Origin of the sequence: Neorhizobium descurainiae (assembly GCF_051400715.1) — a bacterium.
Classification (GTDB): domain Bacteria; phylum Pseudomonadota; class Alphaproteobacteria; order Rhizobiales; family Rhizobiaceae; genus Neorhizobium.
On record NZ_JBLFFK010000003.1, the window covers coordinates 375,123 to 387,967 of the forward strand.

General features: G+C 63.9%; 15 protein-coding genes. 9 read left to right on the forward strand and 6 right to left on the reverse strand.

Annotated features, from left to right (window positions below; genetic code table 11):
* Positions 1-83 precede the first annotated feature (83 nt).
* From ACMGE0_RS08535 to ACMGE0_RS08550, 4 genes are all read left to right on the forward strand, one after another.
* The gene (locus ACMGE0_RS08535; RefSeq protein WP_436815411.1) at positions 84-494 is read left to right on the forward strand and encodes a DUF4112 domain-containing protein; all 411 of its coding nucleotides are present in this window, start codon (positions 84-86) and stop codon (positions 492-494) included.
* A gap of 152 nt (positions 495-646) precedes the next feature.
* The gene (gene ilvD / locus ACMGE0_RS08540) at positions 647-2,482 is read left to right on the forward strand and encodes a dihydroxy-acid dehydratase (protein WP_436815412.1); all 1,836 of its coding nucleotides are present in this window, start codon (positions 647-649) and stop codon (positions 2,480-2,482) included.
* 91 nt (positions 2,483-2,573) lie between these two features.
* Positions 2,574-2,798: a DUF433 domain-containing protein gene (locus tag ACMGE0_RS08545; RefSeq protein ID WP_436815413.1), complete on the forward strand. Its 225-nt coding sequence runs from the start codon at positions 2,574-2,576 to the stop codon at positions 2,796-2,798.
* Positions 2,798-3,127: a DUF5615 family PIN-like protein gene (locus tag ACMGE0_RS08550; RefSeq protein WP_436815414.1), complete on the forward strand. Its 330-nt coding sequence runs from the start codon at positions 2,798-2,800 to the stop codon at positions 3,125-3,127. The genes ACMGE0_RS08545 and ACMGE0_RS08550 overlap by 1 nt, the downstream gene beginning before the upstream one ends.
* A gap of 17 nt (positions 3,128-3,144) precedes the next feature.
* On the opposite strand, the gene ACMGE0_RS08555 is transcribed toward ACMGE0_RS08550, so the two are convergent.
* Together ACMGE0_RS08555 and ACMGE0_RS08560 are read right to left on the reverse strand one after the other, a co-directional pair.
* On the reverse strand, positions 3,145-3,507 hold the full coding sequence (locus ACMGE0_RS08555) for a lysozyme inhibitor LprI family protein (RefSeq protein ID WP_436815415.1): 363 nt from the start codon (positions 3,505-3,507) through the stop codon (positions 3,145-3,147).
* A gap of 38 nt (positions 3,508-3,545) precedes the next feature.
* On the reverse strand, positions 3,546-3,917 hold the full coding sequence (locus tag ACMGE0_RS08560; RefSeq protein WP_436815416.1) for a YkvA family protein: 372 nt from the start codon (positions 3,915-3,917) through the stop codon (positions 3,546-3,548).
* A 134-nt stretch (positions 3,918-4,051) separates the two neighbouring features.
* Here ACMGE0_RS08560 and ACMGE0_RS08565 point away from each other — a divergent pair, with 134 nt between their 5' ends.
* Together ACMGE0_RS08565 and ACMGE0_RS08570 are read left to right on the forward strand one after the other, a co-directional pair.
* Positions 4,052-5,455, forward strand: a complete 1,404-nt coding sequence (locus ACMGE0_RS08565; RefSeq protein WP_436815417.1) for a DegQ family serine endoprotease — start codon at positions 4,052-4,054, stop codon at positions 5,453-5,455.
* Positions 5,452-6,768, forward strand: coding sequence for a replication-associated recombination protein A (locus tag ACMGE0_RS08570; RefSeq protein ID WP_436815418.1), 1,317 nt, complete (start codon positions 5,452-5,454; stop codon positions 6,766-6,768). Before ACMGE0_RS08565 ends, ACMGE0_RS08570 begins: the two co-directional genes overlap by 4 nt.
* Before the next feature lie 21 nt (positions 6,769-6,789).
* On the opposite strand, the gene ACMGE0_RS08575 is transcribed toward ACMGE0_RS08570, so the two are convergent.
* Positions 6,790-7,104, reverse strand: a complete 315-nt coding sequence (locus tag ACMGE0_RS08575) for a DUF1883 domain-containing protein (protein WP_436815419.1) — start codon at positions 7,102-7,104, stop codon at positions 6,790-6,792.
* A 330-nt stretch (positions 7,105-7,434) separates the two neighbouring features.
* Here ACMGE0_RS08575 and ACMGE0_RS08580 point away from each other — a divergent pair, with 330 nt between their 5' ends.
* Positions 7,435-8,376 (forward strand): alpha/beta fold hydrolase, encoded by a 942-nt coding sequence (locus tag ACMGE0_RS08580; RefSeq protein ID WP_436815420.1) that lies wholly within the window; start codon positions 7,435-7,437, stop codon positions 8,374-8,376.
* A gap of 92 nt (positions 8,377-8,468) precedes the next feature.
* Here ACMGE0_RS08580 and ACMGE0_RS08585 read toward each other — a convergent pair whose 3' ends face one another.
* The gene (locus tag ACMGE0_RS08585) at positions 8,469-9,470 is read right to left on the reverse strand and encodes a ketopantoate reductase family protein (RefSeq protein ID WP_436815421.1); all 1,002 of its coding nucleotides are present in this window, start codon (positions 9,468-9,470) and stop codon (positions 8,469-8,471) included.
* An 80-nt stretch (positions 9,471-9,550) separates the two neighbouring features.
* Entirely contained in the window at positions 9,551-9,769 is a 219-nt protein-coding gene (locus ACMGE0_RS08590) for a hypothetical protein (RefSeq protein ID WP_436815422.1), read from the reverse strand.
* Positions 9,770-9,989: 220 nt separating this feature from the next.
* On the opposite strand from ACMGE0_RS08590, the gene ftsZ reads away from it, so the two are divergent.
* Entirely contained in the window at positions 9,990-11,015 is a 1,026-nt protein-coding gene (ftsZ, locus tag ACMGE0_RS08595; protein WP_436815515.1) for a cell division protein FtsZ, read from the forward strand.
* 11 nt (positions 11,016-11,026) lie between these two features.
* Here ftsZ and ACMGE0_RS08600 read toward each other — a convergent pair whose 3' ends face one another.
* Positions 11,027-11,635: a TetR/AcrR family transcriptional regulator gene (locus ACMGE0_RS08600; protein WP_436815516.1), complete on the reverse strand. Its 609-nt coding sequence runs from the start codon at positions 11,633-11,635 to the stop codon at positions 11,027-11,029.
* A 247-nt stretch (positions 11,636-11,882) separates the two neighbouring features.
* Between ACMGE0_RS08600 and ACMGE0_RS08605 the strand changes: the two genes are divergently transcribed.
* Entirely contained in the window at positions 11,883-12,833 is a 951-nt protein-coding gene (locus ACMGE0_RS08605) for a homocysteine S-methyltransferase family protein (protein WP_436815423.1), read from the forward strand.
* The last annotated feature ends 12 nt before the right edge of the window (positions 12,834-12,845 follow it).

Here is a 12,845-nt window from a genome sequence, read left to right on the forward strand (position 1 = left end):
TGGAAAATGCGGCCGGGGCACCCCATGTGTTGTTCCCGAGTTTCTCGTTGCAGAGGCGCCCGCCCTGCAAGAGGAGATTATGGATGACGACACGTACCTGGGATGCCGGAATGGATGGCCGATTCACGGATCGGGCGGAGCATCTGCGCCGCTTGCGGCGTCTCGGCGCGATCGCGCGGCTGATGGATACGGCCATCAGGATTCCGGGCACCGGCATCCGCTTCGGCGCGGATTCCGTTTTCGGCCTCATACCCGTCGTCGGCGATGCGGGCGGCGCGCTGGTCGGCCTCTATATCGTCAACGAAGCAAGACGTCTCGGCGTGCCGCCGGCCAAGCTCGTGCAGATGCTCGGCAATATCGCCGCCGATTCCGTGCTCGGCAGCGTTCCGGTGGCGGGCGACGTGTTCGACCTCTTCTTCAAATCGCACCGGCGCAATCTGCAGCTCGTCCTCGACCATTTCGGCATCCATCCGGACGAGCTTCGGCGGCGGTGAGCGCGGATCGCCGACCGTACCGCTTTGGCCTGTCGTGATAGTGACACGTTTTACCGTTTGCGGTAGGAAGTCCGCAAAACCAGGGTTTTTTGCGCGCGCCTCCGGAAAGGGTTAGACTGCGCAGGCCCGAACAAGAGATCGAGGACAACACCATGCCAGCTTACCGCTCCAGAACCACGACCCATGGCCGCAACATGGCGGGCGCGCGCGGGCTCTGGCGCGCAACCGGCATGAAGGACAGCGATTTCGGCAAGCCGATCATCGCGGTCGTCAACTCCTTCACGCAATTCGTGCCCGGCCATGTGCACCTGAAGGATCTCGGCCAGCTCGTCGCCCGCGAGATCGAGGCGGCCGGCGGCGTAGCCAAGGAATTCAACACGATCGCGGTGGATGACGGCATCGCCATGGGCCATGACGGCATGCTCTATTCGCTGCCCTCGCGCGAGATCATCGCAGACTCCGTCGAATACATGGTCAATGCGCATTGCGCCGATGCCATGGTCTGCATCTCCAACTGCGACAAAATCACTCCTGGCATGCTGAATGCCGCCATGCGTTTGAACATCCCGGCCGTCTTCGTCTCCGGCGGCCCGATGGAAGCCGGCAAGGTGGTTCTGAAGGGCAAGACCCATGCGCTCGACCTGATCGACGCCATGGTCGCTGCCGCCGACGACAAGGTTTCCGACGAGGAAGTCAAGGTGATCGAGCGTTCCGCCTGTCCGACCTGCGGCTCGTGCTCGGGCATGTTCACCGCCAATTCCATGAACTGCCTCACCGAAGCGCTCGGCCTGTCGCTGCCCGGCAACGGCTCGACGCTTGCCACGCATGCCGACCGCAAGCGTCTTTTCGTCGAGGCCGGTCATCTGATCGTCGATCTCGCCCGCCGCTATTACGAGCAGGAGGACGAAAGCGTGCTGCCGCGCTCGGTCGCCAACAAGGAAGCGTTCGAGAACGCCATGTCGCTCGACATCGCCATGGGCGGCTCGACCAATACCGTGCTGCACATTCTGGCTGCCGCCTACGAGGGCGGCGTCGATTTCACCATGGACGATATCGACCGCCTGTCGCGCAAGGTGCCATGCCTGTCGAAGGTAGCGCCGGCCAAGAACGACGTTCACATGGAGGACGTCCACCGCGCTGGCGGCATCATGTCGATCCTCGGCGAACTCGACAAGGGCGGACTGTTGAACCGAGATTGCGTGACGGTCCATGCCGAAACGATCGGCGACGCGATCGACCGCTGGGACATCACCCGCACCAACAGTGAGACGGTGCGCAATTTCTACCGCGCGGCACCGGGCGGCATCCCGACCCAGGTCGCCTTCAGCCAGGAAGCCCGCTGGGACGATCTCGACACCGACCGCGCCGGCGGCGTCATCCGTTCGGTCGAACATCCCTTCTCGAAGGATGGCGGCCTTGCGGTGTTGAAGGGCAATATCGCGCTCGACGGCTGCATCGTGAAGACGGCCGGCGTCGATGAATCGATTCTGAAGTTCACCGGTCCGGCCCGCGTCTTCGAAAGCCAGGATGCGGCGGTCAAGGCGATCCTCGGCAACGAGATCGTCGCGGGCGATGTCGTGGTCATCATCTACGAAGGCCCGAAGGGCGGTCCGGGCATGCAGGAAATGCTCTATCCCACGAGCTACTTGAAGTCGAAAGGTCTCGGCAAGGCCTGCGCTCTCATCACCGACGGCCGCTTCTCCGGCGGCACGTCGGGCCTCTCGATCGGCCATGCCTCGCCGGAAGCGGCCAATGGCGGCACGATCGGCCTGGTGCGGGAAGGGGATACGATCGAGATCGACATCCCGAACCGTACGATCAACCTCAAGGTCTCCGATGCCGAGCTCGCCCAACGCCGCAAGGAGCAGGACGCCTTAGGCTGGAAGCCATCGAAGCCCCGCAAGCGCAACGTTACGACGGCGCTGAAAGCCTATGCCGCCTTCGCTGCCAGCGCCGACAAGGGGGCAGTGCGGATCTTGCCGGAGTAAGCCGACGGGCTTTATCGACGCCAGGCGCCGTCAGGTTCTTCTGCCGGCGTTTTGTGTTATGCTGACATTTCTGTCGCCCAAGGGATGAGAAATGTCTGAGCTTCATCGCATCACTTTTGATCCGCAGATTTGTTCGGGGCGCCCGACAATTCGCGGCCTGCGCATTCGAGTGAAGGATATTCTCGAACTCTTGGCTTCGGGTGCAAGCCAGGAAGAGATCCTCGAAGACTATCCGATGCTGGAAGCGCAAGACATTGTCGCAGCGTTGGAATACGCCGCGCGCCAAAGTGATCATACTGTGTTGCGCGTCGCCTGATGCGTTTTCTGGTGGATGCCCAATTGCCGCCTGCACTGGCGCGATGGCTTGCCGAGCGAGGGCATGAGGCTCGGCATGTCGCGGATTGCGGCCTGCTATCTGCGCCGGACCGGGAGATATGGGATTTTGCCAGTGCGTCCGGTGCGGTTATCGTCACCAAGGATGAAGATTTCGCCCAACGAAAGGCGCTGCTACAGTCCGGGCCGTCCATCATCTGGGTCCGCCTGCCAAATTCGCGCCGCCGCGATCTTTTGGATTGGTTCGAAAGAGCGTTGCCCGAAATCTTGAAAGCTCTGGAAAGCGGTGAGACGCTTGTCGAAGTCATCTGAGCGAGCTTGCCATCATCTCACAGCGGCCGGTTCAGGCTCTTATAGGCGTCGTCGAGCTGTTTCAGCCGCTCGTCGTAAGCCGCGCGGATGCAGTCGACATCCTCGCCGCACGCCTGCCGTCTCTTCAGCCAGGCGCTCTGCTCTTCATGCATCTTGTCGCGATTGCCCATCGCCATGAGCCCGGCGAGCAGATCGAAGGTGGTGACCATCTTCACGTCGGCGTCGTTGAGCGTCCGCGTGTCGCAGATGACCTTCTCATCTGCCGCGAGGTCCGCCCGGTCGCAATCGAAGCTCGCCGCTGAGACGGTATGCGGAAAGGCCGGAATTGCCAGGCCGAGCAGAAGCCCGGTCAGGATGGTTGCTGTCGGATTATGCTTCATGCCTGCGCTCCTCTTGTGTCTGCACGGGCCTCATCAGGTCAATAGAGGCCCCATAGGACCAAGATGAGGCAGCAGAGCCAGACGGCAAGGATGAAGACGAGGCCGGCGCGGCTCACGGGACGTTCCGCCCGGCGGGCGGCTTCCGCCCGGAACTCGGCCATCAGCGGTCCCGGCACGAGCCGGATCGCCAGCAGGATGCCGAGCGGCACGATGATGAGATCATCGAGATAACCGAGCACCGGAACGAAGTCCGGAATGAGATCGATCGGCGAAAGCGCATAGGCCGCCACCGCGCCGGCGACGAGCTTGGCATGAAGCGGCACGCGCCTGTCGCGGGCCGCGAGCCACAGCGCCGCGACATCGCGCTTCAGCCTGTTCGCCAAGCTTTTCGCCCTTGCGGGAATGCCCATGGTTTCCTCTTGATCCTGCACCTATATAGCACGGAGGTTTTGGCGGTTTGCCCCGTGGTTTCCGTGGTTCCGCCACCTTTCCTTTCTAGCGTCCCGCGCTACAAATCGTTCCGGATTTAGCAAAGAGGAATCATATGCTGAGCGTGCTGAAACGCGTGTCGACCGGTCTTCTTACCCTTGCTCTCCTGATGCCCGTCGCGGCCTTCGCGCAGGAGAGCAAGGTCGTGCCGCAGAGCCGGCAGGAGATGCAGCTCTCCTTCTCGCCGCTGGTCAAGCAGACGGCCGGCGCCGTGGTGAACGTCTATGCCGAACGCGTCGTGCAGCGGCTCAACCCCTTCGCCGGCGATCCTTTCTTCGAGCAGTTCTTCGGCCAGCGCATGCCGAACCGCAGCGAGAAGCAGTCATCGCTGGGTTCCGGCGTCATCCTCTCGCAGGATGGCCTCGTGGTCACCAATAACCACGTCATCGAAGGCGCCGACGACATCAAGATCGCGCTCGCCGACGGCCGGGAATTCCCCTGCGACATCGTGCTGAAGGACGAGCGTGTCGATCTCGCGGTGCTGCGCATCAAGGCCAGGGAGCATTTTCCGGTCCTGCCGGTCGGCGATTCAGACCGCACGGAGGTTGGCGATCTCGTCCTGGCGATCGGCAACCCGTTCGGCGTCGGCCAGACAGTGACGAGCGGCATCGTCTCGGCGCTTGCCCGCAACCAGATCACGTCCGGCGATTTCGGCTTCTTCATTCAGACGGACGCGTCCATTAATCCCGGCAATTCCGGCGGCGCGCTGATGAACATGAACGGCGAGCTGATCGGCATCAATACGGCGATCTTCTCGCGCGGCGGCGGCTCGAACGGCATCGGTTTTGCCATCCCCTCCAATCTCGTGAAGGTCTTTCTGGCTGCGGCCGCCGAAGGCAAGACGACATTCGAACGGCCCTATGTCGGGGCGACCTTCGATGCCGTCACCTCCGATGTGGCCGAGGCGCTCGGCCTGAAGACCGCCCGCGGCGCGCTCGTCGTGCGCGTCGTCGAAGGCGGGCCTGCGGACCGGGCGGGTCTGAAACCCGGCGAGGTGGTGACGGCGGTCAACGGCATTGCGGTCGAACACCCGGATGCGCTGGGCTACCGGCTGACCACGGCCGGCCTTGGCAAGCAGGCGGCGCTGACGGTGCAGACGGCCGACGGCGAGCGGCAGGTCACGATCGCGCTCGACACAGCCCCGGAAACGACGCCGCGGGACGAACGCATGCTCGAGGGGCGCAATCCCTTCGCGGGCCTGCATGTCGCCAATCTTTCGCCGAAGCTCGCCACCGAGCTGCGCATCCCGGCCGAAAAGGCCGGGGTTGTCGTCACCGATGTGGCCCGCGGTTCGCCCGCCGCCCGTTACGGCTTCGAGCCGCGGGATATCGTCATTTCTCTGAACGGCACGAGCGTCACCACGACCAAGGCGCTGGAAGCCATGCTGGACGACGATCCGGGCTTCTGGCGGGTCGAGATCGAGCGCGACGGCCAGCGCATCAGGCAGTTCTTCCGATGAGCGACGATCTCTTCGCGCCCAAGGTTCCGGAAGAGGTCGCCAATCGGCGGCCGCTGGCCGACCGGTTGCGCCCGAAGACGCTCGCCGACGTCACCGGCCAGCCGCATCTGACCGGCGAAGACGGCGCGCTGAGACGGATGATCGCCTCGGGCTCTCTGGGCTCGATGATCTTCTGGGGACCGCCGGGTACCGGCAAGACGACGGTGGCGCGGCTCTTGTCCGGCGAGGCGGGTCTTGCCTTTGAGCAGATCTCGGCGATCTTCTCCGGCGTCGCGGACCTGAAGAAGGTTTTCGAGGCGGCCCGCATGCGCCGCATGGACGGCCGCCAGACACTGCTCTTCGTCGACGAGATCCATCGCTTCAACCGCGCCCAGCAGGACAGTTTTCTGCCGGTCATGGAAGACGGCACGGTGATCCTCGTCGGCGCCACGACGGAAAACCCGAGCTTCGAGCTCAATGCCGCTCTTCTGTCCCGCGCCCGGGTGCTGACCTTCCGGCCGCATGACGAGGAAAGCCTGGAGGAGTTGCTGCAGCGCGCCGAACAGGCTGAAAACAAACCGCTGCCGCTCGATGGCGATGCGCGGGCGAGCCTCATCCGCATGGCGGACGGCGACGGCCGAGCGGTGCTGACCTTGGCGGAGGAGGTCTGGCGCGCCGCGCGGGAAGGCGAGGTTTTCGATACGGTGGGCCTCACCCAGATCGTCCAGCGCCGCGCGCCCGTCTACGACAAGGCGCAGGACGGCCACTACAATCTCATCTCCGCGCTGCACAAATCTGTGCGCGGTTCCGATCCGGATGCGGCGCTTTATTATCTCGCCCGCATGTTCGATGCCGGCGAGGACCCGCTTTATCTCGGCCGCCGTCTGGTGCGCATGGCGGTGGAGGATATCGGCCTTGCCGATCCGCAGGCGCTGGTCATCTGCAACGCCGCCAAGGATGCCTATGACTATCTCGGTTCGCCGGAAGGCGAGCTGGCGCTGGCCGAAGCCTGCGTCTACCTGGCGACCGCGCCGAAATCCAATGCCGTCTACACCGCCTTCAAGGCGGCGACCCGGGCGGCCAAGGAACACGGCTCGCTTCTCCCGCCCAAGCACATCTTGAATGCCCCGACCAAGCTGATGAAGGGCGAGGGATACGGCGACGGCTATCGCTACGACCACGACGAGCCGGACGCGTTTTCAGGCCAGGATTATTTTCCCGAAAAGATGGGCCGGCAGACCTTCTACGACCCGCCGGAGCGCGGTTTCGAGCGCGAGATCAGGAAGCGTCTCGACTGGTGGGCCAAGCTTCGCAAGGAGCGGAATGGGCAATGACGCGGCGGGCGAGTGCAGGGCTCAGGAGGCCTGCTTCTGGTCCAATGTGCTGGCCGGTGCGCCGATCAGCTTGACGGAGGATTCCGCAAGACCGTGATGGCCTTCCATGTCGACGATCAGATGCCAATGGCCGGTTTCCGGGATCACCAGCCGGACCGGCGATCGCTTGGCGACGCCGCCGATATATTTGAAATCGAGCAGTTCGGTGAAGCGCTGGAAATTGACGGCCGTCATCAGCCGTACGTTGTTGACCGCGTTCAACGTCACTTCGATCGTCGTCCCCGCGCGCTGCGGTTTCAGATCATAGTGGGTAAAACGAAAAGTCGGGGCGGCCATTCCTGCCTCATTGCTGCCTGCTTGGACGTTCATCAATCTAACGACGCGTCCTTAACGAATGGTGGAACCTTGCGGTTACCCAAGTGTTAGTTCCGTGAACTTCGTATTCGGCGCCGGTACACAAACCGTGCCGCGCCGGGGTTCAACCAGGCGGCTTTCGTCCCCTGCAGCCGCCGTACAATAATAATATTTGACCTCCTAACTCGACGTCCCGCCGGCTCCTCGCGGCGGGACTTTTCTTTTGCGGCAGGAAATTTCGAGGCGCCTGTCGGTTTGGCTTAGGGCCGGTCGTCCTTGGAACATCACGAACCGTCCACCGAGGAGAAAGCCATGTCCGTCAAGATGTTCGCCGCCGCAATCGCCGCCGTTGCCGCATCGATCATTCCTGCCATCGCCGAAGCCCATGAGCCCAAGGCGGCAGCGCCGCAGGCCGTCGCCGCCGAGCCGTCGGAGAAAGGGCGTATCGAGGCAGGCGGCATCAGCTATTATTACGAGATCCGCGGGGAGGGCGAGCCGCTCCTGCTGCTGCATGGCGGTCTCGGTTCTATCGATATGTTCGCACCGATACTGCCGGCGCTGACGGAGCACCGCCAGGTGATCGGCGTCGATCTCCAGGGCCATGGCCGCACGCCGCTCGGCTCACGCCCGATCACGCTCGAAGCCATAGGCGCCGACATGGGCAAGATCGTCTCCGAACTCGGCTATAGCCAGGTCGACGTGCTGGGCTATTCCATGGGCGGCGGCGTCGCACTGCAGATGGCCGCCCAGGCGCCGGAAAAGGTGCGGCGGCTCGTTATAGCCTCGGCGCCCTTTGCCAGAAGCGGGTCCTTTCCCGAGATGATCCCGCAGCAGGAGTCGGTAAACGCCGGCATGGCCGAGATGATGAAGGACACGCCGATGTTCGTCTCCTACAAGGCGGTGGCGCCCGATGTCTCCGAGTTCCCGCGGCTGCTCGACGCCATGGGCGAACTGATGCGCCGCGACTACGATTTTTCGGGCGCGGTCGCCAAGCTGACCATGCCGGTCATGCTGGTCTTCGGCGACAGCGACATGATCCGTCCCGAGCACATAGTCGAGTTCTATCAGAAACTCGGCGGCGGCCTGAAGGATGCGGGCTGGATGCGCGAGAACATGCCGAAGAACCGGCTGGCGATCCTGCCCGGTCTCACCCATTACGAGGCCTTTGCCTCTCCGGCTCTGGTCGCCGCCGCGCTGCCGTTCCTGGACGGCAAGAGCAATGCGCCGAGCTGGGCGGAGCAGGTAAAGAAGTGACGGTCTGCTCGGAACCGATGCCGGCCAAGTCGGCGTCGGTCCTTTTCAGGGACTTGTCAGCGTTTGTTGATTCTAAATCAGAGGCGCTTGAATCAGTTCTTGAGATTCTCCCGGTCGAGCTGGGTGGCAAGCGCCAGCACCGTCTCGCAGGTGGGCGTCGGAATGCCCTTGAGCTTGCCGAGCGCCACCACCATGCCGGTGAGTGGAACGATCTCCAGCGGCTTGCCGGCGACGAGGTCCTGCAGCATCGAGGTCTTGACCGGGCCGAAGCCGCCGGAGCGGTTGAGTTCCTCCTGGACACCGCTGCCGAAGACGGCGCCGAGCGCCTCGCCGACCGCCTTGGTTTCCGCCATCACCTTGCCCACCTGCTCGACCAGGAGTGGGTTGTCCATGATGGAGTTCATGCGGCCGCGGGTGAGCGCGCTGATGGGATTGTAGGCGGCATTGCCCATCAGCTTGACCCAGATCGCGTCGCGGATGCGCTGGGTCGGGATGATGTTGAGGCCGGAGCGGCCCAAGAGATCGGCGATCGAGACGAGGTCCCGCGAGAGTTCACCGGACGGTTCTCCGAGGAAGAAGCGGCCGTCGCCGTTGAGGCGCACGGTGCCGGGCTCGATCACTTCCCCGCCCTGGTAGGCGACGCAGCCGACTACCCGTTCGGGGCCGACGAGCCGCCAGAGCTTGCCTTCGGGATCGAGTTCGGGAAGCTGGCGTTCCGCATGGCCGCTTTCGTGGTCCCGGTGGAAATACCACCATGGAATGCCGTTCAGGATCATCAGCACGCGCGTGCCGTCCTTCAGGAGGCCGGCAAGCCCTTCAGCCGCACCGGCGAGCTGATGGCCCTTGAGGCCGGTGATGACGAGGTCCTGCTTCGGCAGTTCGGAAGGGTCGCTGGTCGCGGGGATACGCACGTTGAGCGGCGTTTCCTCGCCTTGGCCGAGGACGGTCAGCCCCTTTTCGCGGATCGCCGCCAGATGGGCGCCGCGCGCCACGACGGACACGTTCACCTCTTCGCCGAGCCCGCTTGCGATCTTCGCGGCAAATGCGCCGCCGAGCGCGCCCGCACCATAGATGCAGATATTCCTGATCGTCATAGTCCTCGTCTCCGCTTCTTGTGCAACGCGGTAGACTTAGGGCACCTTGGACGTTCAGGCGAACGAGTTTTTGTGATGGATCAATGCGGCCGATGACCGGTCAGCAGCTCCGCGCGGCGCAACTCGTCGATTGCTGTCACGGCGTCTTCGACCGACCAGCCTGCCTTCACGGCGGCGGCGATCATCTTCACCTCCGCCTCTTCTTCGAGCGCCAGGAAAAGCGGCTCAAGCGCCTCCTGCACGGTTAGGATATGTTCGTCGGGCGATGCGACGGACGAGCGTGCGGCAGACGTAGGCATGATACGCGGTGCTCCTCTCTGTTTTATGATCGATTCCCTCCAATAGCTGTGCCCGCAAAAGGTTCCCTGCAACCTGTGGAAAATTTCTCGCCAGGCCGCGCTCCCCTGCGGGGCTTGTTCTTTCGCCAAGCCTCTGCCTTGTTGGCCAGCTAAAATGAAGACTGATTCGGGCGGCCGGTGGGGCGGCCCGCCGGCGGCTGCCGATGCCAAGGAGATTGCGATGACGGACGGCAAGAAATTCCAGATCACCGAAATGCGGCCGAAGATCACCGTGATCGGGGTCGGCGGCGGCGGCGGCAACGCCATCAACAACATGATCTCCGAAAGTCTCGAAGGCGTCGAATTCGTCGCCGCCAACACGGACGCGCAGGTGCTCGCGACCTCGAAGGCGTCCCGCCGCATCCAGCTCGGCGCCCATGTGACGGAGGGTCTCGGCGCCGGTTCGCTTCCCGATGTCGGACGCGCGGCGGCGGAGGAATCGATCGACGAGATCATGGACCATCTTTCCGGCTCGCACATGTGTTTCGTCACCGCCGGCATGGGTGGCGGCACGGGGACGGGGGCAGCTCCGGTGATCGCGCAGGCCGCCCGCAATGCCGGCATCCTGACGGTCGGCGTCGTGACCAAGCCCTTTACCTTCGAGGGCAACCGGCGCATGAAGACGGCGGAGGCAGGCATCGAGGAGCTGCGCCGGGCGGCCGATACCGTGATCGTCATCCCGAACCAGAACCTCTTCCGCATCGCCGATGCGAAGACCACCTTCGCCGACGCCTTCATGACCGCCGACCGGGTGCTCTTTTCCGGCGTCGGCTGCATCACGGACCTCATCGTCAAGGAAGGCCTGATCAACCTCGACTTCGCCGACGTGAAATCGGTGATGAAGGGCATGGGACGGGCGATGATGGGGACAGGCGAGGCCTCCGGCGACCAGCGGGCGCTGACCGCGGCGGAAGCTGCGATCGCCAACCCGCTGCTCGACGAGATTTCCATGAAGGGCGCCAGGGGTGTGCTGATCTCGATCTCCGGCGGCTCCGACATGACGCTGTTCGAGGTGGACGAGGCGGCGAGCCGCATCCGCGACGAGGTCATGGACGATGCCGATATCGTCGTCGGCGCGATCTTCGACCGCAATCTCGACGGCAAGTTCCGCGTCTCGGTCGTCGCGACCGGCCTGGACGGCGGCCAGCTCGCCGCCGCCCCGGGCGCCCCGGCCGACATGGAGACGGCCTACCGCACGCTCCAGTAGGCGCCGCCGGCCTACTTCGAAAACAGAAGCTTCATATAGGAGCGGTAGGCGAGAATCTGCCGCTCCAGCTGCGCCGGGTCCTTGAGTGCTTTCGACATGATGATCGCGCCGTCGAAGATGCAGGACAGCATGTTGGCCACGTCCTCGAGATTGACCGGATCGCGCGGCGGGTGGACGGCGGCGATCTCCTCGATATAGCCGAGAAACCGCGCGTTCCAAGCCTTCACCGAATTGGCGTTGGTTTCGTGCACCTCGCGGTCGAAGAGCCGTTCCTGATAGCAGATCGAGGCGATCAGGCAGCCCGGATGCCCGCCCGGCAGGTCGCGCGCCAGTTCGCTGAGCAGCTTCAGCCCCAGCAGGAAAGCCTGTAGCGGGTCGTCGTTGAGTTCCCGCGCACGGCCGAAGATATCGTCGAAGATCCGGTCGTTCTCCGCCACGTAGCGGCGCAGCATCTCGCGCGCCAATTCGTTCTTGTCCCGGAAGTGGTAGAAGAAGCCGCTCTTGGTGATGCCGGCTTCGGCGATCAGCTCGTCGATCGAGGTGGCCGCAAAGCCCTTGGCGAGCACGGCCGCCTCGGCGATCTCCAGGATGCGCTCGCGCGTTGCAGCGCCCTTGCGCATGTCTCGCGGCTCGGAAAACTTGACCACTGGTACAGTTTCCGGCGCCGCCGATGCGCCGCCTTTCAGCATTTCCCCCCTCTGAGACATGCCAACCTCCCGATATCGCTCGGCATTTTGAAAACGTTGTGCGGCTGTACCACGCGCTCACTAGAGCGGATGCCCGTTCTTCTGCGAAAAACCGCCATTGCCGGCGGCACGGAGGAGTATCCGGCGGCCGTCCTTTAACTTTTACCACAGGAGACGGACAATGGCCAAATATCGCCATAGCCTGCCGCAGCTCAAAAGCGGCGATTTCCTTTCCGACGGCGGTCTGGAGACGACGCTCGTCTTTCATCGCGGCATCGATCTTCCTGCTTTTGCCGCCTTTCCGCTTCTGGACGATGCGAAGGGCCGCGAGGAACTGACGGAATACTACGAAGCCTATCTTGCAATCGCCCGCGAGCGCGGCCTCGGTTTCATCCTCGACACGCCGACCTGGCGGGCGAATGCCGACTGGGGACCGCAGCTCGGCTATGATCGGGAGGCATTGCGAACGCTCAACATCCGGTCGGTGGCCTTCATCGCCGAATTGCGCAGGCTTTGGGAAAAGCCCGGCGCTCCGATCGTTCTGAACGGCGTCATCGGGCCGCGCGGCGACGGCTACAGGGACGGCAACATGGACCCGCTCGCGGCGGAGAACTATCACGCCTTCCAGGCCGAAGCTTTCGCGAAAAGTGAGGCCGACATGATCTCGGCGATCACCATGAACAATGTCGGCGAGGCGGTCGGCATCGTCCGGGCGGCGAAGCGCGCCGGCATGCCCTGCGTCGTGTCCTTCACCGTGGAGACCGACGGCAGGCTCGTCAACGGCAAGACCCTGCAGGCGGCGATCGAGGAGACGGATGCGGCGACCGGCGGATATGCGGCCTATTACATGGTCAACTGCGCCCATCCGAGCCATTTCCAGGATGCGCTTTCCCGCGGCGAGGTCTGGGTAAAGCGGATCGCGGGCATCCGCGCCAATGCCTCGACGAAGAGCCACCGGGAACTGGACGAGTCGACGGTGCTGGACATTGGCGATCCGGCCGACCTCGGCGCACGCTACCGGACGCTTCGCAAGAGTTATCCGTCCATGCGGGTGCTCGGCGGCTGCTGCGGCACGGATCACCGGCATCTCCAGGCGATCTGCGACGCCTGCCTGCCGGCCGCGGCCGCCTGAGGGGAGGGCACG

Bases quoted from the DNA above. Each gene is read 5' to 3' on its own strand.
- ACMGE0_RS08535 (WP_436815411.1), top strand. From the start codon at position 84: ATGACGACACGTACCTGGGATGCCGGAATGGATGGCCGATTCACGGAT.
- ilvD (WP_436815412.1), top strand. From the start codon at position 647: ATGCCAGCTTACCGCTCCAGAACCACGACCCATGGCCGCAACATGGCG.
- ACMGE0_RS08545 (WP_436815413.1), top strand. From the start codon at position 2,574: ATGTCTGAGCTTCATCGCATCACTTTTGATCCGCAGATTTGTTCGGGG.
- ACMGE0_RS08550 (WP_436815414.1), top strand. From the start codon at position 2,798: ATGCGTTTTCTGGTGGATGCCCAATTGCCGCCTGCACTGGCGCGATGG.
- ACMGE0_RS08555 (WP_436815415.1), bottom strand. From the start codon at position 3,507: ATGAAGCATAATCCGACAGCAACCATCCTGACCGGGCTTCTGCTCGGC.
- ACMGE0_RS08560 (WP_436815416.1), bottom strand. From the start codon at position 3,917: ATGGGCATTCCCGCAAGGGCGAAAAGCTTGGCGAACAGGCTGAAGCGC.
- ACMGE0_RS08565 (WP_436815417.1), top strand. From the start codon at position 4,052: ATGCTGAGCGTGCTGAAACGCGTGTCGACCGGTCTTCTTACCCTTGCT.
- ACMGE0_RS08570 (WP_436815418.1), top strand. From the start codon at position 5,452: ATGAGCGACGATCTCTTCGCGCCCAAGGTTCCGGAAGAGGTCGCCAAT.
- ACMGE0_RS08575 (WP_436815419.1), bottom strand. From the start codon at position 7,104: ATGGCCGCCCCGACTTTTCGTTTTACCCACTATGATCTGAAACCGCAG.
- ACMGE0_RS08580 (WP_436815420.1), top strand. From the start codon at position 7,435: ATGTCCGTCAAGATGTTCGCCGCCGCAATCGCCGCCGTTGCCGCATCG.
- ACMGE0_RS08585 (WP_436815421.1), bottom strand. From the start codon at position 9,470: ATGACGATCAGGAATATCTGCATCTATGGTGCGGGCGCGCTCGGCGGC.
- ACMGE0_RS08590 (WP_436815422.1), bottom strand. From the start codon at position 9,769: ATGCCTACGTCTGCCGCACGCTCGTCCGTCGCATCGCCCGACGAACAT.
- ftsZ (WP_436815515.1), top strand. From the start codon at position 9,990: ATGACGGACGGCAAGAAATTCCAGATCACCGAAATGCGGCCGAAGATC.
- ACMGE0_RS08600 (WP_436815516.1), bottom strand. From the start codon at position 11,635: ATGCGCAAGGGCGCTGCAACGCGCGAGCGCATCCTGGAGATCGCCGAG.
- ACMGE0_RS08605 (WP_436815423.1), top strand. From the start codon at position 11,883: ATGGCCAAATATCGCCATAGCCTGCCGCAGCTCAAAAGCGGCGATTTC.